This window comes from Telluria sp. Soil_C_11 (assembly GCF_057657395.1).
In genome coordinates this window covers 62,444-81,892 of record NZ_JBDGIN010000018.1, presented here as the reverse complement: position 1 = coordinate 81,892, position 19,449 = coordinate 62,444, and the positions used below count along the sequence as shown (strand labels likewise).

Annotated in this window: 17 protein-coding genes; 6 read left to right on the top strand and 11 right to left on the bottom strand. The window is 66.5% G+C overall.

The window, feature by feature from the left end:
* Positions 1-154: 154 nt before the first annotated feature.
* Together AC3A6M_RS21595 and AC3A6M_RS21590 are read right to left on the bottom strand one after the other, a co-directional pair.
* On the bottom strand, positions 155-1,108 hold the full coding sequence (locus AC3A6M_RS21595; RefSeq protein WP_487854775.1) for a DUF2515 family protein: 954 nt from the start codon (positions 1,106-1,108) through the stop codon (positions 155-157).
* A gap of 146 nt (positions 1,109-1,254) precedes the next feature.
* A complete protein-coding gene (locus AC3A6M_RS21590) occupies positions 1,255-2,787 on the bottom strand; it encodes a right-handed parallel beta-helix repeat-containing protein (RefSeq protein ID WP_487854774.1) in 1,533 nt (510 codons plus the stop codon).
* A 350-nt stretch (positions 2,788-3,137) separates the two neighbouring features.
* Between AC3A6M_RS21590 and lpxD the strand changes: the two genes are divergently transcribed.
* Positions 3,138-4,178 carry a UDP-3-O-(3-hydroxymyristoyl)glucosamine N-acyltransferase gene (lpxD, locus tag AC3A6M_RS21585; RefSeq protein WP_487854773.1) on the top strand — a complete coding sequence of 347 codons (1,041 nt, stop codon included), beginning with the start codon at positions 3,138-3,140 and terminating at the stop codon, positions 4,176-4,178.
* Positions 4,179-4,268: 90 nt separating this feature from the next.
* On the opposite strand, the gene AC3A6M_RS21580 is transcribed toward lpxD, so the two are convergent.
* The 7 genes from AC3A6M_RS21580 to AC3A6M_RS21550 all read right to left on the bottom strand — a co-directional run bounded on the left by AC3A6M_RS21580 (position 4,269) and on the right by AC3A6M_RS21550 (position 11,171).
* Positions 4,269-6,452, bottom strand: coding sequence for a hybrid sensor histidine kinase/response regulator (locus AC3A6M_RS21580; protein WP_487854772.1), 2,184 nt, complete (start codon positions 6,450-6,452; stop codon positions 4,269-4,271).
* A gap of 74 nt (positions 6,453-6,526) precedes the next feature.
* Positions 6,527-7,306 (bottom strand): peptidylprolyl isomerase, encoded by a 780-nt coding sequence (locus tag AC3A6M_RS21575; RefSeq protein ID WP_487854771.1) that lies wholly within the window; start codon positions 7,304-7,306, stop codon positions 6,527-6,529.
* 75 nt (positions 7,307-7,381) lie between these two features.
* Positions 7,382-8,173: a peptidylprolyl isomerase gene (locus tag AC3A6M_RS21570; protein ID WP_487854770.1), complete on the bottom strand. Its 792-nt coding sequence runs from the start codon at positions 8,171-8,173 to the stop codon at positions 7,382-7,384.
* A gap of 103 nt (positions 8,174-8,276) precedes the next feature.
* On the bottom strand, positions 8,277-8,567 hold the full coding sequence (locus tag AC3A6M_RS21565) for a BolA family protein (RefSeq protein WP_487854769.1): 291 nt from the start codon (positions 8,565-8,567) through the stop codon (positions 8,277-8,279).
* Positions 8,564-9,205, bottom strand: coding sequence for a septation protein A (locus AC3A6M_RS21560; RefSeq protein ID WP_487854768.1), 642 nt, complete (start codon positions 9,203-9,205; stop codon positions 8,564-8,566). Before AC3A6M_RS21560 ends, AC3A6M_RS21565 begins: the two co-directional genes overlap by 4 nt.
* 34 nt (positions 9,206-9,239) lie before the next feature.
* Positions 9,240-9,635 carry a peptide-methionine (R)-S-oxide reductase MsrB gene (msrB, locus tag AC3A6M_RS21555; protein WP_487854767.1) on the bottom strand — a complete coding sequence of 132 codons (396 nt, stop codon included), beginning with the start codon at positions 9,633-9,635 and terminating at the stop codon, positions 9,240-9,242.
* A 21-nt stretch (positions 9,636-9,656) separates the two neighbouring features.
* Complete coding sequence (locus AC3A6M_RS21550; RefSeq protein WP_487854776.1) at positions 9,657-11,171, bottom strand: protein adenylyltransferase SelO; 1,515 nt, start codon at positions 11,169-11,171, stop codon at positions 9,657-9,659.
* Between the two features lie 149 nt (positions 11,172-11,320).
* On the opposite strand from AC3A6M_RS21550, the gene AC3A6M_RS21545 reads away from it, so the two are divergent.
* A complete protein-coding gene (locus AC3A6M_RS21545) occupies positions 11,321-12,994 on the top strand; it encodes a 3-(methylthio)propionyl-CoA ligase (RefSeq protein WP_487854766.1) in 1,674 nt (557 codons plus the stop codon).
* Positions 12,995-13,014: 20 nt separating this feature from the next.
* Here the strand turns inward: AC3A6M_RS21545 and AC3A6M_RS21540 are convergent, their stop codons facing one another.
* Together AC3A6M_RS21540 and AC3A6M_RS21535 are read right to left on the bottom strand one after the other, a co-directional pair.
* Positions 13,015-14,091, bottom strand: coding sequence for a DUF4272 domain-containing protein (locus AC3A6M_RS21540; RefSeq protein WP_487854765.1), 1,077 nt, complete (start codon positions 14,089-14,091; stop codon positions 13,015-13,017).
* An 82-nt stretch (positions 14,092-14,173) separates the two neighbouring features.
* Positions 14,174-14,800, bottom strand: a complete 627-nt coding sequence (locus AC3A6M_RS21535; RefSeq protein WP_487854764.1) for a glutathione S-transferase family protein — start codon at positions 14,798-14,800, stop codon at positions 14,174-14,176.
* A gap of 99 nt (positions 14,801-14,899) precedes the next feature.
* On the opposite strand from AC3A6M_RS21535, the gene AC3A6M_RS21530 reads away from it, so the two are divergent.
* From AC3A6M_RS21530 to AC3A6M_RS21515, 4 genes are all read left to right on the top strand, one after another.
* Positions 14,900-15,745: a DUF6597 domain-containing transcriptional factor gene (locus AC3A6M_RS21530; protein ID WP_487854763.1), complete on the top strand. Its 846-nt coding sequence runs from the start codon at positions 14,900-14,902 to the stop codon at positions 15,743-15,745.
* A gap of 23 nt (positions 15,746-15,768) precedes the next feature.
* Positions 15,769-16,611, top strand: a complete 843-nt coding sequence (locus tag AC3A6M_RS21525; RefSeq protein WP_487854762.1) for a DUF817 domain-containing protein — start codon at positions 15,769-15,771, stop codon at positions 16,609-16,611.
* 16 nt (positions 16,612-16,627) lie between these two features.
* Positions 16,628-17,143, top strand: a complete 516-nt coding sequence (locus AC3A6M_RS21520; protein ID WP_487854761.1) for a GNAT family N-acetyltransferase — start codon at positions 16,628-16,630, stop codon at positions 17,141-17,143.
* 68 nt (positions 17,144-17,211) lie between these two features.
* Positions 17,212-19,296: a 3-hydroxyacyl-CoA dehydrogenase NAD-binding domain-containing protein gene (locus AC3A6M_RS21515; RefSeq protein ID WP_487854760.1), complete on the top strand. Its 2,085-nt coding sequence runs from the start codon at positions 17,212-17,214 to the stop codon at positions 19,294-19,296.
* Positions 19,297-19,449 lie beyond the last annotated feature (153 nt).

Genomic DNA, 19,449 nt, shown 5'->3' with positions numbered 1-19,449 from the left:
ACGACATAGCATTGAGCATGGCGGTGGTTTGGTTGATTGACTTGTTTGGCGACTATCAATCTACCAACTCCAAACCATCGCCACCACTATCTTCTCAGATCGTCAATCCCAACTTCCCCCAGCAACCGCGTAGAACCTTTTTTTTCGCCGGCGTTCAGGCGGCGGCTGCGGCGGCCGCGATCGTGCCGATCGAGGCCTCGACCTGGCCGCGCTGCGCACCGCCCAGCAGCGCGTCGAGCCGGTCCGCGGCGTCGAACACGAAGGGCATGCGCTCGGCCGGGTCCCACAGCTTCGCGTAGCGCTGTTTCGGGAAGGTGGTCGTGGCGCCTGGCTTGGCAGGGCATTGCGCGGACAGGTTCAGGCTGATTTCCTCGTAGTCCCCGGAAGGGAAGTCGATCGCCCACGCGAGCTGGTTCCAGTCCAGCAGCAGCTGCATGAAATAGTCGTCGTACATGATCCGCTGCAGGACATTCACCTGCTCGTGCCAGGCCAGTGTCCTGACGCTGTCCGCGATGCGGCCCTGTTCGATCTGCTGGAAGCCTGCCGGGACTTCGGGGCAGGGCGCCGCGAACGCCAGCGTGGCCCGGTCGACTTCCCAATGCACCGCGTAGCGCGCGTTCCGGCGCGCGGGCAGGCAGGCCAGGAACTCGTCGATCCCGCGCTCCATGTAAAAGCGGTGCAAGGGGTAGATGTCGAGGAAGACGTGGGTATTGCCGTGGCCGAGCCGGCGCGCCATGCTGCTGCCTCCCATTTCGGTGGCGAGCTGCTTCAGCGTCGCGCCGTACTGCACGCCGGGCGCCGAGCCGTGGCCCAGCGCGCTTTCCACCTGCTCGCGTTCGCGCCGGTGTACGGCGACGATGTCGGCGGAATGGAGCAGGCCGCAGCCGACCTGCTTCGAGGCGAAGGCCGCCAGTCCGGCCCACTGGAAGCGGCGGTCGGACAGCCAGAGGCGGGCGTAGGCGGCGTTGATGCGTTTGTTGCGTTCGCGGTCGTCCGTGATCCAGCGGCCGTCGGCTGTCAGCAGCGCTTCGGCTTCGGCCTGGAAGCTCGCCCACAGGCGTTCGGCGGTGAGGGTTTCGCCGCCTGGCGCGATTCCGCCAATGGGCACGTCCTGGTAGCGGTGCCTGGGGAAACAGGGATTTGCCGTTCTGTGGTCGTAGGGAGGCGCCATGTCTGCTCCTGAAGGTCTGCCCCCCTATCTAGGCAGACCGGCGCGCATGGCGAGATGAGCTGGTTCAAGCTTTGCTTGCGCGGCTACGTATTGCCGACCAGCGTGATGTTCGAGTCGCTGGTGTCGGTGTAGATCCCCATGCGGGTGGTTCCCGAGAACGTGTTATTGGAAACGGTCGTGGCGCTGCCGTAAACCCAGGCCAGCGCGATATGCGCCTGGAAGGGACTGGGTGATGTTCCTCCGCTGCGCCGGTCCAGGACGGAACAGGTGCAATTCGAATCGAGCTTGTTGGAATCGATCGTGTGGCCGCCCGTGTCGGGCCACTTGTTCGGGTCGCCGCCGCCGTACACCTGGATACCGTTGCCTTCATTGTTCGTGATGACGTTGCCGTAGACCGAGCACTTGCTGACCCCGTCGTCCAGGCCGATGCCGACGCCTTCCGAACCGTTGTCCAGCGTACCGCCATAGTTGTAGTTGAAGCTGCAGGTGTTGTAGCGGATCGTGTGTCCCGATACCGCGCCCGGTCCGGCCGCCGACGATAGCTCGATACCCCGGCCGTAACAGGTCGAGGTCCATGTCCCGCCATTGTAATTGCAGGTGTTGCGCTCGATGGTGTAAGACCTGGCCAGGCCGCTGATATGAATACCGAAATTCATATTGTTGCTGCAGTTATTGTTGCCCACATAGCTGCCATCTCCACTGTTGATGAAGATGCCGGTCATCATGCCGGTCACGGTATTCTTGTCGAGCGTGGCAGCGGCCCCCTGGACGACGAAGATGCCCTTCGCTCCGCGGTTCGGGTTGTAGGCGACGCCGGGCGGCGGAGAAACCTGGTTGCCGCGAATCACGAGGTGCGTGAGGAAAGCGGTGCTGTTGTACGTTTCGCAGCGGATGCCATGCGATGCCGCCTTGCCGCCGCCGTGGTGGCGGACGGTGTTGTTGAGCAGGCGGATGTCGTCGCTATTCACGTTGGCGGCGACCAGGATGCCCTGGTTGTCATACGCGGAGCTGTTGCCGACGACGTCGAACACGCAAGCCGAGACGGTCGTGTGGTTCTTGTTGAACATGTACACGCCGGCGCAATTCGATGTGACGTTATTGTTTTCGAAAACGCAGTTGTTGCCCAGCCAGATGATCGCCACGTCGCTTCCTTCCGGCAAGGCGCTATTCCGGATGTCCAGATTGCGGTAGGTGACGAAATCGCGCTCCTGTTTCAGCACCGCGATCGAGGCGCCGCTGGCCGGCGTGGTGGGCGCCGCCGGCAGGATGATGACCGGCTTTGGCTGCGAGGCATCGTCGCTGCCGTTGGAACGGTAATAGGCGCCGATCGTGATGCGCTGGGAGGCAGTGCCGCTGGCCGACACCTTGAAGACGCCGGAATACGTCGTGCCGCGTTTCTGCAGGTAGGTATGGCCGGGTGTCCATGAAACGCTGGTCCATGAGCGGAAAGGGCTGGCAAGCGTTCCCTTGCCCGGACCGGGGGCGGTCGGATCGATGTAATGCACGTTCTGGCTGGCTGTGCTGGCGGCCAGTGCGAACCCCGGGAGCGCCGTTTCCGCGCACGCCGCGACGCCCACGCCGGAGGCAATCCGAAGAAAGTCTCTTCTCCTGGTCATGAATGGTCCTCCCATCGAGTTCCGACAAACATGGCGGCAGCCGCTCCAGCCGGTTGCCAGCCCTTGTCGAGCCCGTCCGTGCCGGCCTGAATGCTCTGTCCGCCAGGCGATGCTACGCTTGGTGGTATCGACGGCGCAACGACTCTTTGTAAAAAACGGGGAACTTTTTTCCGGCCGAGTGGTGGTAATGCCGATTCCTGGCGTGGGCGGGCCGGTTGCGGCAGGCTGCCCGCTGTCGAGCGAGGTCGGGGGTATGGAGGGCGCTTTGGGCCAGATCACCCTGTCGTCCGGAACCGCGGAGCCAGCCGCGCTGTCCAAACTCGACATGGACAATCGCGGAAGGAGGCAGCATGGGCACGCGGGTAAGCGAGCTGGTCGGGCGCTTCGGCGGACGACTCGAGGGCGATCCTGATACCGAAGTCACGGCGATCGCCCCGCTGGAACGCGCCGGCCCGGCCGACATCAGCTTCCTCGGCAACAGCAGGATGCGTCCGCTGGCCGCGCGCAGCCGGGCCGGGGTGCTGATCCTGTCGCCGCAGGACGAGGCGGCCGTGGCCGCAAGCCATGAAGGCGCGCGCATCGTCACCGGCAATCCCTACGCCTACTTCGCGCGTACCGCGCAATTCCTGCTGCCGCGCGCCGCTCCGGAGCCCGGCATTCACCCGTCGGCGGTGGTGCACCCGGGCGCGCGCATCGCTCCCTCGGCCCTCATCGGCCCGCACGTCACGGTTGGCGAGAAAGCCATCATCGAAAAAGGCGCCATCATCGATGCCGGCTGTCATGTCGGCCGCGAGGCGGTGGTGGGAGAGGACACCCATTTCTTCGCCAACGTGACCTTCCATGCGCGCTGCGTCATCGGCGCGCGCGGCATCGTCCATTCGGGCGCGGTGATCGGCGGCGACGGGTTTGGGTTCGCGCTGGACGGCGGCGTCTACATCAAGATCCCGCAGACCGGGCGGGTGGTGATCGGCGACGATGTCGACATCGGCTGCAACACGACGGTCGACCGCGGCGCGCTGGACGACACCGTCATCGAGGATGGCGTCAAGCTCGACAACCAGATCCAGATCGGCCACAACTGCCACATCGGCGCGCACACGGCAATGGCGGGCTGCGTCGGCGTCGCCGGCAGCGCCCGGATCGGCAGGCACTGCACCTTCGGCGGCGCGGCCATGGTCAACGGCCATATCGAGATCGCGGACAACGTGCACATCACGGCCGGCACCCTGGTGTCGAACTCGATCGCGGAGCCGGGACGCTACACCGGCTTCTATCCGATCGCCACCAATGCGGAATGGGAGCGCAGCGCGGCGCTGGTGCGCAACCTGGCCTCGATGCGGGAAAAGATCCGCGCGCTCGAGAGGGCGCTCAAGGCGCTGGGTGCCGGCTAGAGCGCCCGGCAAAGCCTCCATGGCCGCGTTGCATCGTCTCGCCGTACTAGCGTACTGTCTTCGATGACGCGCCTTGCCCTGAAGGCTTTGTCAGACGCTCTTTGTCCCCGTCAGCGCGCGCATCAGGTCGTCGAGCGTGGCTGGCTTGGTCAGGTGCAGGTCGAAGCCGGCGTGCGCCGCCCGTTCGACGTCGGCCTGCTGGCCGTAGCCGGACAGGGCCACCAGGCGCAGCGTGCGGCCATGTTCGCGGCGCAGGGCGGCGGCGAGGGCGTAGCCGTCCATGTCGGGCAGGCCGATGTCGAGGATGGCGACTTGCGGCGCCTGCGCGGCCGCGGAGGCGAGCGCCTCGGCCGCGTTGTACGCGACCTCGGCCGTGTGCCCCATGTGGCGCAGCAGGGTGGCGGTGCCGGCGGCGGCGTCCTCGTTGTCGTCGACCACCAGCACGCGGCGGGGCTCCTGCACCGGGACCGGCGCGGCATCCGCCGGCACGGCCGGCGCCGCCGCGAGCGGCAGGACGACTTCGAAGCGGCTGCCCTTGCCGGGGCCGCTGCTGTGGGCGCTGACGCTGCCGCCGTGCAGTTCGACGATCTTGCGCACGATCGCCAGGCCAAGGCCCAGGCCGCCGGTGCGGCGGGCCAGTTCCTGCGGCGCCTGGAAGAAGGGTTCGAAGACGCGCGACAACATGCCCGGCTCCATGCCGATGCCGTTGTCCTCCACCGACAGCGTGGCCAGGCCGGCCGCGGGATCGCTGGACAGGCTGACGCGGGTGGCTGTGCTGCCGAAACGCGCGGCGTTCGTCAGCAGGTTGTTCAGCACCTGCGCCAGCCGGCTGTCGTCGCCGTCGATCCAGACCGTGTCCGGGGCGTCGAGGACGATGGCCTGGCCGTTCAGGGCGGCGACGACATGGCGTACGGTGTCGGCCAGGTTGAGCGGATGCCGTTCCAGCCGCAGCTTGCCGGAGGCGATGCGCGAGACGTCGAGCAGGTCGTCGACCAGGCGCTTCAGGTGGGTGACCTGGCGCCGCATGATGGCGCGTTCGCGCCGCGCGCCCGGCTCGTCGCGCATGTCCATCAGGTCGAGCGAGGCGACGATCGGGCTGAGCGGGTTGCGCAGTTCGTGGCCGAGCACGGCCAGGAACTCGTCCTTGGCCTGGCCGGCCTGGCGCGCCTGTTCGAGCGCGTCTTCCAGCGAGGCCAGCAGGCGCGAACGCTCCCGCTCGTGGCGCGCGCGCTGGTGGCCCGCGGCTTCGAGCGCCCGGCCCATCCGTCCCAGTTCGCGGATGCGCGACGGCGGCACTTCAAGGGGCCGGCCGGCGCCGAGCGCGGCGGCCGCGCGGCGCAGTTCGTTGAAGGCGGCGACGATGCGGCTGGACAGCCAGTAGGCCAGTCCGATGCAGATCGCCAGCGACAGGACGACGCCGGCCGCGTACACCGCAATGCTTTCGAAGAAGCCGGCGCGCAGCGCGGCGTCCGGCGTGTTGACGACGACCGTCCAGCCATAGCGCGACATGCTGCTGTAGGAGGTCCGCACCAGGTCGCCTTCCTGTGTGTAGGTCGGGCCGGCGCCTTCCACGCCGCCCTGGCGCATCAGCGCTTGCAGGGCGGGTGTGATCTGCCGGGTGACGAAGCGTTCCTGGTTCTTCGAACGGGCCACGATGCGGCCATGGGCGTCGATCACGGCGATCAGGGAATCCGACGGCGCCTGCTGGCGCTCGATCACGCGCAGGACGCGGTCGGGCCGCACCACGGCGCTCAACACGTAGGCGTGGCCGCGGCTGTCGGTAACGGGAATACGCACCGCCACCGCGGCGCGCCCACCTTTGCCGCGCGCAATGCCGCCGACCACGGGGCGGCGCAGGCTGAGCGCCTGCTGCAGGCTGGCCGGATCGGCTGGCGGGCCTGACGTATCGCCAAAGGGGACGGTGGTGCGGAACAGGGTCCTGGCGTCGGCGTCGGCCAGGAACACGCCCACCCATTCCGGCCGGGACTGGGCCTGCATGCGCGCCACGTCGTAGAAGGCGCGCAGATCGCCCGACGTCAATGCCGGGCTGCGCGCAATGCCCGACAGCGCGGCCACCGAGGAATCGAGTTCGGCGTCGACGGCGCTGGACAGGGCGCGCGCCAGGTCCAGCATCGCGCGCTCCTGCTCGCGCAGGCGGTGTTCGCTGGCGACGTGGATGCTCCAGATGCCGAGCAGGGCGAGCGGCAGCAGGCCGATGGCGGTCAGCAGGATCAACAGGTAGCGCAGCGGTAGCGATCGGCGGCGAGCGTGCATGGAGTGCCCGTCAGGAAAACATGTATAAAAAAAGCGCCCCGCGAAGGAGCGCTTTCTTCTTCGGAAAGGCTGGATTACTGGATCTTGGCCTTCTTCATCAGCTCTTCGCGGAAGGCTGCCAGCTTACGCTGTTGCAGCTGTTCTGCGACTTGCTGCTTGACTTCTTCCAGCGGCGGGATCTTGGCTGCGCGGGTGTCTTCCAGCTTGATCACGTGGTAGCCGAACTGGGTCTTCACCGGGGTCTCGGTGATCGCGCCCTTTTGCAGCGAGGTCATGGCCTTCGAGAACTCAGGCACGAAGGAGGCCGGGCTTGCCCAGTCCAGGTCGCCGCCGTTCTGTGCCGAACCCGGATCCTTCGACTGCTTGGCCAGCTCTTCGAACTTGGCGCCGCCCTTCAGCTTGGCGATGATGGCCTTGGCTTCGTCTTCGGTGCCGACCAGGATGTGGCGGGCGTGGTATTCCTTGTCGCCGACCTGTGCCTTGAACTTGTTGTACTCGGCGGTGATGTCGGCGTCCTTGACCGGGTTCTTCTTGATGTAGTCGGCCAGCATCGCGTTGATGATGATGCTCTGGCGGGCGTTGTCGATCGCGTTCTTGACTTCCGGACGGGTGCCGATGCCTTGCTTGTCGGCTTCCTGGATCAGGACTTCGCGGCCGATCAGGTCCTTCTTGATGGCTTCGCGCAGTTGGGGCGAATCGGTGGCCTTGCCCTGGGCGACGACTTGCTTGACGACCTGGTCGACCTTGGCCGCAGGGATGGGCTTGCCATTGACGGTCGCGACGTTTTGTGCGAACGACGGCAGGGCTACCATCGCGGTCACGGCTAACAACAGGCGGGCTGGCTTCACAATCATTTATTCGATCCTATCTAAACACGAAAGTCGCAACGCGACGAAAACCGGCGGCTGGGCCGCCGGTGATGCAACATCTTACTTCACCTTTGCCTTTTTGACCATTTCCTCTTGGTAGGCGGCCAGTTTCTGCTGAGCCAGGGCATCGGCGATCTGCGGTTTCACTTCTTCCAGCGACGGCAGCTTGGCCGGGCGGACGTCGTCGAGCTTGATCACGTGGTAGCCGACCTGGGTCTTGACCGGCTTCTCGGTGACCTGGCCTTTTTGCAGGCCGGTGAAGCCGGCTGCGAACTCGGGCGGGAAGGACGACGGGCTGGCCCAGTCCAGGTCGCCGCCGTTGTTGGCGGTGCCGGTGTCTTTCGACTGCTTGGCCAGGTCTTCGAACTTGGCGCCGCCCTTCAGCTTGGCGATGATGGCGTTGGCGTCGGCTTCGTTCTCCACCAGGATGTGGCGCACGTGGTATTCCTTGTCGCCGGTCTGCTTGGTGAAGCGGTCGTATTCGGCCTTGATCTCGGCGTCGGTGACCGGGTGCTTGGTGACGTAGTCGCGGGCCAGGGCGTTGATCACGATGGTCTGGCGAGCGTTCTCCAGCGCCTGCTTGACGTCCGGCTTCGTGTCGTAGCCTTGCTTGACGGCTTCCTGCATCATCACTTCGCGTGCGATCAGGTCCTTCTTGATGGCTTCGCGCAGTTGCGGCGAATCGGTCGCCTGGCCCTGGGCCACGACCTGCTTGACCATCTGGTCGGCGCGCGAGGACGGGATGGCCTTGCCGTTGACGACGGCGAGGTTCTGGGCGAATGCGGACGCGTTTGCAAAAGTTGCGGCGATAGCGATCAGGGCTAACAGCAGCCGTGCTGGCTTAAAAGTCATGGTGGTTCCTGTGAGGGGGTTGCTTGGACGAGATTTGATTAGTTTTTGTAATACGTAGCAGATTTTCGAACAGATTACTTAAGACTTCCTGAAGGCTGCGCTATCACGACAGTTCTGATGGGGCAAGGGCCGTAATCGCCAATGCGTGAATGTCGGTGTGCATCATACCTTGCACGGCATCATACACCAGCCGATGGCGCATGACGAGTCTCTGGCCCTCGAAGCGGTCGGACACGATTTTCACTCGGTAATGGCCTCCGCCGGAGGCCGCGCCGGCATGGCCGACGTGCAGGTGCGAATCGTCGCCGACCTCGAGTTCGGAGGGCTGCAGCGCGGCCTGAAGCAGGGCGCGGATGCGCTCCACGCGCTGGTCTTCATTGATGCCCATGTTCATGCGTCCTCCTGTTCCTGTTCCTGGATATGCTTCGACAGCATCAGGGTCTGGATGACGATGAAGGCGAAGAAGATGCCGGTCACGCCGAACAGCTTGAAGCTGACCCAGGCGCCGGTGTTGTCCTTGAAGACGATGAAGGCCATGACCAGGTTCAGCACGCCGACCAGGGCGAAGAAGGTCATCCAGGCGTAGCCGACCTTGGCCCATACCGGTTCGGGCAGCTTGATCTGGGCTTCCATCACCTTGCGCACCAGGTTGTTCCGGAAACCGAACTGGGCCACGAACAGGGCCAGCGCGAAGGCCCAGTACAGGATGGTCGGTTTCCACTTGATGAAGTTCTCGTCGTGGAAATAGATGGTGGCGCCGCCCGTCACGGCGATCACGCCCAGGGACAGCCACAGCATGCCGTCCACCTTGCGGCCGCGCGCCAGCAGGTACAGGATCTGCAGCACGGTGGCGACCATGCCGACCGCGGTGGCGAGCATGATCGGCGACTGCGCCGGGCTGAGGTTGCCTCCGGCGATCAGGCCGCCCATGTACTGGACGGCGAAGGCGTGGGCAGCTTCCTGGTGGCCGTCGGCCAGCTTGAAGACGACGAAGAAGAGGATGACCGGGAATAGGTCGAACAGAAATTTCATGCTGTTGGGATCTGGACTGTCTGAAAGGTCGCCATTATGCCGGTTCGAAGCGCAGGGCGGCGGAATTGATGCAGTAGCGCAGGCCGGTCGGCGGCGGGCCATCCGGGAATACGTGGCCCAGATGCGCGTCGCACACTGCGCAAATGATTTCCGTGCGCACCATGCCGTGGCTGCGGTCTTCCTTTTCGATCACGTTGTCCGGGTCGAGGGCGCGGAAATAGCTGGGCCAGCCGCAGCCGGACTCGAACTTGGCGTCGGACTCGAACAGCGGCGTGTCGCAGCATACGCAACGGTAGATGCCGTGTTCGTGGTGGTCCCAGAACTTGCCGGTGAAGGCACGCTCGGTGGCCGCGTGGCGGGTCACCTGGTATTCGATCGGGTCGAGCTGGGCGCGCCACTCGGCGTCGGTCTTGCTTACTTTTTCGGTCATGATGTCATCGTTCCGGTTGAATCAGGAGGAGCAGCTCACTTCCAGGTGCGAAGCCCAGTCCGGCGGCAGGGCCGCGTAGGCTTCGTGTTCCGGCTGCTCGTCGAAGGGATGTTCGAGTATGCCGAGAAGCTTGTGCACCTCGGAAAAATCGCCATTTTGCGCTTTTTCGATCGCCGCCTGCGCCAGATAGTTGCGCAGGACGTATTTGGGATTGATCTTCGCCATGGCGTCGCGGCGCACGGCATCGACGCTGCCTTCCTGGCGCAGGCGGGCGCGGTAGTCCATGGCCCAGGCGTCGAAGGCGGGCCGGTCGAGGAACAGGTCGCGCAACGGGGCGTCGGCCTCGTTGCGGTCGCCGTCCAGGACTTCGACCCGCAAATCGCCGAGCCGGCGGAAGAACAGGGTGAAGTCGACGTGGTTCTCGTGCATGACCCGGAACATGGCGTCGAACAGGGCTTTGTCTCCCTCCCGCACCGTGGCCAGGCCCAGCTTGGCGTGGACCAGTTCGTCGAACCTGTCGCCATACGCGTCGATATAGCCGTCGAGCGCGGCCTCGGCCGCTTCCTTGTCCTGGATCAGCGGCAGCAGGGCGTTGGCCAGCGCATAGCAGTTCCAGTGGCCGACCGGCACCTGGTTCGAGTAGGAATAGCGGCCGCCCTGGTCGGTATGGTTGCAGATGTGGTCGACGTCGAAGGCTTCCATGAAGCCGAAGGGGCCGTAGTCGAGGGTGATGCCGAGGATGGACATATTGTCGGTGTTCATCACGCCATGCATGAAGCCGACGGCCTGCCAGTGCGCGATCATGCGCGCGGTGCGGCGCGTGACCTCGGCCAGCAGCTCGAGATAGGGATTCGCGGCGCCCTGCAGTTGCGGATAAAAATCGCGGATCACGTAGTCGGCCAGGGTGCGCAGCTCTTCCTGCTTGCCGCGGTAGTGCCAGTGCTCGAAGGAGCCGAAGCGGACGAAGGAAGGCGCCATGCGCGTGACCACGGCGGCGGTTTCGATGGTTTCGCGCACCACCTGCTGGTGCGAACCGGTGATCATCAGGGCGCGCGTGGTCGGAATGCCGAGCGCGGCCATGGCTTCGGAGCACAGGAATTCGCGGATCGAGGAGCGCAGCACCGCTCGGCCGTCGCCCATGCGCGAGTAGGGCGTCATGCCGGCGCCCTTGAGTTGCAGCTCGATCGGCCCTTCCGGCCCGGCGAGTTGGCCCAGCAGGATGGCGCGGCCATCGCCAAGTTGCCCGGCCCAGTGGCCGAACTGGTGGCCCGAGTACACGGCCGACAAGGGTTGCGCGCGCGGCGGTACGTGGTTGCCGCTGAAGACGGCGACGAAGTCTTCCTGGCTGAGCGCCGCAGGGTCGAGCCCGGCCAATGCCGCCGCCCGGCTGCTGCTCGCGACGAAATAGGGGGCAGGCAGCGGCGTCGGCATCAGGCGCGTGTAGAACGCGGGTGGCAATTCGGCGAAGGAATTGTCGAAGGGCAGGTCGTCAGCGGTAATGGCTTTTCCTTTGAATCGGGAATCCGGGTCGGAGATTGTCGGAATTCTACCGTACCGGGCGCGATTCGATGTTCACGCGTGTGCGCGGTCCATGCGCCCGCCCTGGTGCGGCGCAGCATCGAAAGTCGTTGACGCTGTTCGGACGCGCGTTCCAAACTCGGCCGCAACCACCACCAGGAGACCCGATGCCGACCATGCCGCAGAGCCCCGTCATGGGCCAGATGATGAGCCAGCCGCTCTCGATTTCCAGCATCATCCAGTTCGCCGCCCGGCATTACGGCGGCACCGAGATCGTCTCGCGGCGCGTGGAAACGGATCTGCCGTCGCTGCACCGCTATACCTATCGCGACTGCGAGCTGCGCGCCCGGCGCCTGGCGCGCGCGCTGGCGGGCCGCGGCGTGGCCATGGGCGAGCGGGTCGGGACCCTGGCCTGGAACGGTTACCGGCACCTCGAGCTGTACTACGCGGTGTCCGGTTCGGGCGCGGTCCTGCACACCATCAACCCGCGCCTGCACCCGGAGCAGATCGCGTACATCGTCAACCACGCCGAAGACCAATACCTGTTCTTCGACCTGACTTTCCTGCCGCTGGTGGCGGCGATCGCGCCGCATTGCCCGACCGTGAAGGCCTTCGTCCTGATGAGCGACCGCGCCCATATGCCGGCCGAGGCTCCCGTCCCGAACCTGCTGTGCTACGAGGAGCTGATCGAGGCGGCGTCGGACGACTATGCCTGGCCGGTGTTCGATGAGAATGCCGCCGCCGCGCTGTGCTACACCTCGGGCACGACCGGCAACCCGAAGGGCGCGCTGTACTCGCACCGCTCGACCGTGCTGCACGCCTACGCCTCCGCGTTGCCGAACGTGCTGAATGTCTCGGCTCGGGACACCGTGCTGCCCGTGGTGCCGATGTTCCATGTGAACGCCTGGGGCTTGCCCTACTCGGTGCTGCTGTCGGGCGCCAGGATGGTCTTCCCCGGCGCCCAGCTGGACGGCAAGTCGCTGTACGAGTTGTTCGAGCAGGAAGGCGTGACCTTCTCGGCCGGGGTGCCGACCGTCTGGCTGGGCCTGCTCAACCACGCACTCCAGAACGGCCTGAAATTCTCGACCTTCCGCCGCACCGTGATCGGCGGCTCGGCTTGCCCGCCGGCGATGATGGACACCCTGATCGACAAATTCGATGTGCAGGTCATCCACGGCTGGGGCATGACGGAGATGTCGCCGCTCGGCACCACCGGCGGCCTGCTGGCCAGGCATCTCCGGCTGTCGCAGGAAGAACAGCGCAGGATCCTGCAGAAGCAGGGCCATGCGATCTACGGGGTCGACATGAAGATCGTCGACGACGAGGGCAGGGAGCTGCCGTGGGACGGCCGCAGCTTCGGCCACCTGCTGGTCCGGGGACCGTGGATCATCTCCAGTTACTATCGGGGAAAAAGCGGGCAGGAAGGCGGCGACATCCTGCAGGACGGCTGGTTCCCGACCGGCGACGTGGCAACCATCGACCCCGATGGCTTCATGCAGATCACCGACCGCAGCAAGGACGTGATCAAGTCGGGCGGCGAGTGGATCGGCTCGATCGACCTGGAAAACATCGCAATGGGGCACCCGGCCGTGATGCAGGCGGCCTGCATCGGCGTGCCGCACCCGAAGTGGGACGAGCGCCCCGTGCTGCTGGTGGTGCGGCGGCCGGGCGCGGAGCTCACGCGCGAGGAACTGCTCGGCTTTTTCGAAGGGAAGATCGCGAAGTTCTGGATGCCGGACGACGTGGTCTTCGTCGACAGCCTGCCGCTCGGCGGCACCGGCAAGATCCAGAAGAACAAGCTGCGCGAACAGTACCGCAACCACTGCCTGCCCGGCAGCTGAAGGCCGGGGCCAGGTCGGCCTCAGGTTGGCGTATCGACCTGGTCCCAGTCGCTGTCCTCGAAGCGGGTCAGCCAGTTGAGGGCATGGTGGCGTTCGGAGACCACGCCGGCGTCGATCGCTTCCGGCAGCGGCTTGCCCTCGATGCGCGACTGGCGCACCAGCCAGTGCAGGCGGTAGTGCAGGTCGAGCGCGTCGAGGATCTCGGACTCCGGCCGCAGGCGCGCCTTGGCGCCGACGGCTTCCTCGGCGCGTTCGAGCAGGGTGCGCGCCGTCGCCGCCGCGTCGCACGGTCCGTCCGGCCATGGCAGGTCCGCCAGGCCGAGCGCCCATTCCAGGGTCAGCAGGCTCTCGTAGCGCCAAGAAAAGCGGGTGAGGTCGCCGGCGTCCGGCTGGCCGGCGTCCAGGAACGCCGTCTCGGATGGCGTGAGGGCTTGGCGCAGGCCGGGCAGCTTCTGCTCCAGCTCCGCCATCGGCAGCGGATTGCCGGCCGCCAGCGATTCGGCCCTGAGCGCCACGGCCAGCAGCGCGACCGCCCGGCTTCCCACCTCGGCCGCGGGGCGCAGGCGCAACTCCGGCCCGGCGACCAGCGGCGGCAGGGTGGCCGCCGGGTGCAGGCCGCGGGCCGCCAGCAGTGTCTCGGTGGCCGCCTTGCGCTGCCATGCCTCGGCCGGGAAGGGGACCACGGCGTCCGGTTCCGCGGTGCCGTCCGTGCTCGAGACCAGCACTTTCAGGTCCGGATCGCGCAACTGGCCGTCCGGCAGGAGCAGCAGGGCGTTCGCCTGGCGCGCCCACTCGGCCAGCGCCGCGGCATGCTGGCGCGGGACGCTGAAACTGAACTGGTGCCGGGTGCGCTGGATATGGCGCATGGCGTGGTAGCGGGTCGTCGTCATCTTCCCATTGCCGAGCGACTGCAGGTAATGAAGGAAGCCGCCGAGCTGCTGGCGCATTTCCGGGTCGGTGTCGTCGCGCCGTCCATGCAGGTGGTGCGCGAACGGCGGTTCCGGTACCGCCGCGACGGTGCAGTAGGCGTTGACGAGCAGGTCGTCGGCGTCCGGGACGGTGCGCGGCGCGAAGAGTTTTTTCAGCTGTTTGAACATCGGTGTGGCTCGGTGGGCGGATGAATGCCCGGCATTGTGCCTGTTTATCGCCGCTTGACCAAGGGCACGTGCGATGTTCCCGTCAGGCCGCCTGCGCCGCCGCCAGCCCGGCGTCCAGTTCCGTCACGCGCCGGAAGGCCGGACGCGCGTGCAGGCGCGCGATGTAGTCCATCACCTCGGGCAGTTCGGGCACCAGCCTGAAGGCGGTGGTCCAGCCCAGCGCATGGGCCCAGAGGATGTCGGCCGCGGAAAACTGCTGGCCCAATAAATAGGGACCGGCGCGCAGCTGGCGGGTGAGCGTGGCCAGCACGGTGTCGTAGTTGCCGTATGGGGACATCGACTGCGGGGCCGGCTCGCGTTTGAGCGCCAGGTCGATCACCGCCGGTTCGAAGCAGGCGCCGTGGAAGGCCATCCAGCGCAGCCAGGGGCCGCGCAGCGGGTGGTCGGCGGCCGGCGCCAGGCCGGCTTGCGGGAACAGGTCGGCCAGGTAGATCATGATCGCCACCTGTTCGGATACCAGGGCATCGCCGTGCCGGATGGCCGGCACCTTGCCCATCGGGTTGAGCGCCAGGTATTCCGGCGTGCGCGTGTCCCCGGCTTTCAGGTTGACGACGCGCAGGTCGTAGGGTGCGTCCAGCTCTTCGAGCAGGATGCGGACGGCGCCCGAGCGGGAATGCGGGGCGTGGTAGAGGGTGATGGTGCGGTTCATGGCGTCCTCGTGCTGGGGTAGGACGGTCAGCATAGGCGCACATAAAATTGCCGTCTTGTAAAAACACGAATGCTAGAATCACGGCAAACGATCCCAGCCATGATGCGCATGCCGATGAGCACACCCGCCACCGTCCAGGACCGCCCGAAAGGCGTGGTCGCGCCCGCCCAGGCGCGCAAGATGTTCCGCATGGAGCGCTACCTGCCCGCGCCCGGAATGGCTGCTCGGTTGGAACACTTCCTCGACCACTTCTGGATCGTCGAGTGGGACCTCGGGACCCAGCCGCCGTATCTCCAGCGCACCCTCCCGTATCCCTGCGTGCACGTGGTGTTCGACCGCGCGCGCAGCGGGATCTGGGGCGTGCCGACCGGCGCCTTCGACTACGAGCTGAAAGGCGCCGGCAAGGTCTGCGGCCTGCGCTTCCGGCCCGGCGCCTTCCGCGCCATCCTCGGCCGGCCGCTGCACACGATCACCGACCGGGTGCTGGCGCTGTCCGACCTCTTTCCCTGGGATGAGGCAAGCGCCCGGCGCGAGGTGCTGGAATGCCGCGAGGACGCGGACATGATCGCCGCCGCCGCCCGCCTGCTGGCGCCGCACCTGCCGGCGCCGGACGCGCAGGTCGAACGCATCGCCGCCATCCTGCGCCTGGCGGAGACGACCCCCGGCCTGACCCAGGTCGAACAGCTGGCGGAAGGCAGCGGGATGGGCGTGCGCAGCCTTCAGCAGCTGTTCAGCGAGTACGTCGGCGTCAGCCCCAAGTGGACCATCCGGCGCTTCCGCCTGCACGAAGCCGCCGACCGCCTGGCCAGCGGCCATGAACCCGACCTGTCCGCCCTGGCCCAGGAGCTCGGCTACTTCGACCAGGCCCATTTCAGCTCCGATTTCCGCAAGCTGGTCGGCGAATCGCCGGCACGCTACCGGGAACGCGCCCGCCCGGCCGCCTGAAAACCACCTTTGCGAACGACACCATGCTTTCTGCTATCGACACCTTCCTGATGGACGACCGCCCGCGGCGCCTGGCCGGCCTGCGGCGCGGCATGGTCGAATTCCTCTGGTTCGGCATCAAGGAAGCGCGCGCCTGCCTGTTCGTCGGCTTGTTCTTCGCGGCGATCTTCCTGATGCCGCGCGCCGGCCTGTTCGGGATTCCGCGCTACGACCTGCTGCTGGGGGTGGCGGTCGCGATCCAGCTGTGGATGGTGCGCGTCAAGCTCGAAACCTGGGATGAGCTGAAGGCGGTGTGCCTGTTCCACGCGGTCGGCTTCGCGCTCGAAGCGTTCAAGGTGTCGGGCAGCATCCAGTCGTGGAGCTACCCGGACTTCGGCTATACGAAGATCTTCGGCGTGCCGCTGTTCTCGGGCTTCATGTACGCGGCGATCGGCAGCTATATCGTGCAGGCCTGGCGCCTGCTGGACATTCGTGTGCGCCACCATCCGCCGTACTGGATGGCGACCGCGATCGCGATCCTCATCTACGTCAACTTCTTCACCCACCACTATATCGGCGACTACCGCTGGTACCTGGCGGCCTGCGCCCTCGGCCTGTATTCGCGCACCACGGTGGTGTTCCGGCCGCTCGACCGCGACCGCCGCATGCCGCTGATGCTGGGCTTCGTGCTGACCGGCTTCTTCATCTGGATGGCCGAGAACATCGGCACCTTCTGGGGCGTGTGGCGCTACCCGAACCAGCTGGGCGCCTGGTCGGCGGTCCACATCAGCAAGTGGAGTTCGTGGTCGCTGCTGGTGATCATGACCTTCACCATCGTGGCGAGCCTGAAGCACGTGAAGGCGAAGATCCATATTGCCGAACCCTGAACCCTGTCCCCGCCATATGCAACCCATCGACACCGAACGCCTGGTCCTGCGCCCCTTCACCCTCGACGATGCCGAAGCCTGGCTGCCGCTGATCTCGCTGCCGGAGATCATCCGCTACACGGGCGACGTCGCCGCGACGTCCGTGGCCGAGGCCCGCGAATGCCTGCGCACCCGGCCGCTGCGCGACTACGCCGTGCACGGCTACGGCCGCATGGCCGTGATCGAAAAGAGCACGCGGCGGCTGGTCGGCTTCAGCGGACTGAAGTACCTGGAGGACCTGCGGGAAGTCGACATCGGCTACCGCTTCCTGCCCGACTGCTGGGGCAAGGGCTACGCGACCGAAAGCGCCGGCGTGCTGATGGAGCAGGGCCGGCGCGAGCACGGGTTCCGGCGCATCGTCGGCATGGCGCATCCGGACAACGCGGCGTCGATCCATGTGCTGGAAAAGCTGGGCCTGGGCTTCGAGCGCCTGCTGGCGCCGGATACCTTTGGCGTCCCACTGCGGCTGTATGCGACGGCCGTGACGGAATAACACGACCGTACTTTTTTCGCTTATAGTGTGGGTTGCCGTTCCAACATACCTATACACAAGGGAGACCCATGAGCGCCGATTACCAGGTCCAGGACAACGTCGCCGTCATCACGCTGAACAACCCGCCCGTCAACGGCCTCGGCCTGGCCACGCGCAGCGCCGCTGTCGAGGCGCTGCAGCGCGCCGACAATGATCCGGCCGTGAAAGCCATCGTCATCACCGGCGCCGGCAAGGCCTTCTCGGGCGGCGCCGACATCCGCGAGTTCAATTCGCCGAAGGCGCTGACCGAGCCGACCCTGCACACCCTGATCCGCACCGCCGAAGGTTCGAACAAGCCGGTGGTGGCGGCGATCCACGGCGTCTGCATGGGCGGCGGCCTGGAACTGGCGCTGGGCTGCCACTACCGCGTCGCCGTGCCGGGCGCCCAGATCGCGCTGCCGGAAGTGAAGCTCGGCCTGCTGCCGGGCGCCGGCGGCACGCAGCGCCTGCCGCGCGTGCTGGGCCTGGAAGCCTCGCTGGACATGATCGTCTCGGGCAATCCGGTGCCGTCCGAGAAACTCGCCGGCACCTTGTTCGACGAAGTGTTCCCGGCCGGGACCGGGCTGGTGCCCGCCGCGGTCGCCTTCGCCAACAGGGTGGCCGACGTGCGGCCGCTGCCCAAGGTCCGCGAGCGCAAGGTCGAACACGCCGACGCGCAGGCCTTCCTGGACGCCGCGCGCGCGAAAGTGAAAGCCGCCGCCGGCGCCTTCCCGGCCCCGCTCGAATGCGTCGAGACCATCGCCGCCTCGGTCAACCTGCCCTTCGAAGAGGGCTGCAGGTTCGAGCGCGAGCGCTTCATCCACCTGACCCAGACCGTCGAGTCGAAGGCCCTGCGCCACGCGTTCTTTGCCGAGCGCGCCGCCAGCAAGATCCCCGACGTCCCGGCCGACACCCCGGTGCGCGAGATCAAATCGGCCGCCGTGATCGGCGCCGGCACCATGGGCGGCGGCATCGCGATGAACTTCGCGAACGCCGGCATCCCGGTCACCATCCTCGAGACGAAGCAGGAAGCCTTGGACAAGGGCCTGGCCACGATCCACAGGAATTACGAGAACACGGTCAACAAGGGCAAGCTGAGCCCCGAGAAGTGCGAGCAGCGCCTGGCCCTGGTGAAGGGCACCCTGGACTACGCCGACATCGCCCAGGCCGACATCGTGATCGAGGCCGTGTTCGAAGACCTGAACGTCAAGGAGAGCGTGTTCCGGCAACTGGACGCCGTCATGAAGCCGGGGGCGATCCTGGCCTCGAACACCTCGACCCTGGACCTGGACCGCATCGCCGGCTTCACCTCCCGTCCGCAGGACGTGATCGGCCTGCACTTCTTCAGCCCGGCCAACGTGATGAAGCTGCTCGAGATCGTGCGCGGCGCCCGGACCGGCAAGGACGTGCTGGCCACCGCGCTGGCGCTGTCGAAGAAGCTCAGGAAGACCGGGGTGGTGTCCGGCGTGTGCGACGGCTTCATCGGCAACCGCATGGTCGAGCAGTACGTGCGCCAGGCCGGCTTCCTGCTGGACGAGGGCGCGCTGCCGCAGCAGGTCGACCAGGCCATCGAACGCTTCGGCTTCGCCATGGGGCCGTTCCGCATGGGCGACCTGGCCGGCAACGACATCGGCTGGTACATCCGCAAGCGCCGCGCCGTCGAGACGCCGGGGGTGGCGTATTCGAAGACCGCCGACCTGCTGTGCGAGCAGGGCCGCTTCGGCCAGAAGAGCGGCGCCGGCTGGTACGACTACCAGGCCGGCGAGCGCACCCCGCTGCCGTCGCAGTCGGTCAACGACATGATCGTCCAGCACTCGAAGGACCTCGGCATCGAGCGCCGCGCGATCTCCGACCAGGAAATCGTCGAGCGCCTGGTGTACTCGCTGGTCAACGAGGGCGCGAAGATCCTGGAAGAGGGCATCGCCCTGCGCGCCTCCGACATCGACATGGTCTACCTGAGCGGCTACGGCTTCCCGCTGTACCGCGGCGGCCCGATGTTTTATGCCGATACCGTGGGCCTGCCGAACGTGCTGGCGGCGATCGAGAAGTATGCGCGCGGCTATCACGGCGAGGCCTGGGCGCCGGCGGCGCTGCTGCAGCGGCTGGCGGCGGAGGGACGCGGGTTTAACAGCTGACCGTCGATTTCGCGCCTCTTCGTCGTTCCCGCGGAGGCGGGAACCCCAGTTTGCAAGCGTTTCGTTGGCTCACGCGGAACCTGGATCCCCGCCTGCGCGGGAACGACGGGTATTTGTCCCTGATGCGGACGTGGCGACCTCCATGTTAGGCTC

Bases quoted from the DNA above. Each gene is read 5' to 3' on its own strand.
- AC3A6M_RS21590 (WP_487854774.1), bottom strand. From the start codon at position 2,787: ATGACCAGGAGAAGAGACTTTCTTCGGATTGCCTCCGGCGTGGGCGTC.
- lpxD (WP_487854773.1), top strand. From the start codon at position 3,138: ATGGGCACGCGGGTAAGCGAGCTGGTCGGGCGCTTCGGCGGACGACTC.
- AC3A6M_RS21580 (WP_487854772.1), bottom strand. From the start codon at position 6,452: ATGCACGCTCGCCGCCGATCGCTACCGCTGCGCTACCTGTTGATCCTG.
- AC3A6M_RS21575 (WP_487854771.1), bottom strand. From the start codon at position 7,306: ATGATTGTGAAGCCAGCCCGCCTGTTGTTAGCCGTGACCGCGATGGTA.
- AC3A6M_RS21570 (WP_487854770.1), bottom strand. From the start codon at position 8,173: ATGACTTTTAAGCCAGCACGGCTGCTGTTAGCCCTGATCGCTATCGCC.
- AC3A6M_RS21565 (WP_487854769.1), bottom strand. From the start codon at position 8,567: ATGAACATGGGCATCAATGAAGACCAGCGCGTGGAGCGCATCCGCGCC.
- AC3A6M_RS21560 (WP_487854768.1), bottom strand. From the start codon at position 9,205: ATGAAATTTCTGTTCGACCTATTCCCGGTCATCCTCTTCTTCGTCGTC.
- msrB (WP_487854767.1), bottom strand. From the start codon at position 9,635: ATGACCGAAAAAGTAAGCAAGACCGACGCCGAGTGGCGCGCCCAGCTC.
- AC3A6M_RS21545 (WP_487854766.1), top strand. From the start codon at position 11,321: ATGCCGACCATGCCGCAGAGCCCCGTCATGGGCCAGATGATGAGCCAG.
- AC3A6M_RS21540 (WP_487854765.1), bottom strand. From the start codon at position 14,091: ATGTTCAAACAGCTGAAAAAACTCTTCGCGCCGCGCACCGTCCCGGAC.
- AC3A6M_RS21535 (WP_487854764.1), bottom strand. From the start codon at position 14,800: ATGAACCGCACCATCACCCTCTACCACGCCCCGCATTCCCGCTCGGGC.
- AC3A6M_RS21530 (WP_487854763.1), top strand. From the start codon at position 14,900: ATGATGCGCATGCCGATGAGCACACCCGCCACCGTCCAGGACCGCCCG.
- AC3A6M_RS21525 (WP_487854762.1), top strand. From the start codon at position 15,769: ATGCTTTCTGCTATCGACACCTTCCTGATGGACGACCGCCCGCGGCGC.
- AC3A6M_RS21520 (WP_487854761.1), top strand. From the start codon at position 16,628: ATGCAACCCATCGACACCGAACGCCTGGTCCTGCGCCCCTTCACCCTC.
- AC3A6M_RS21515 (WP_487854760.1), top strand. From the start codon at position 17,212: ATGAGCGCCGATTACCAGGTCCAGGACAACGTCGCCGTCATCACGCTG.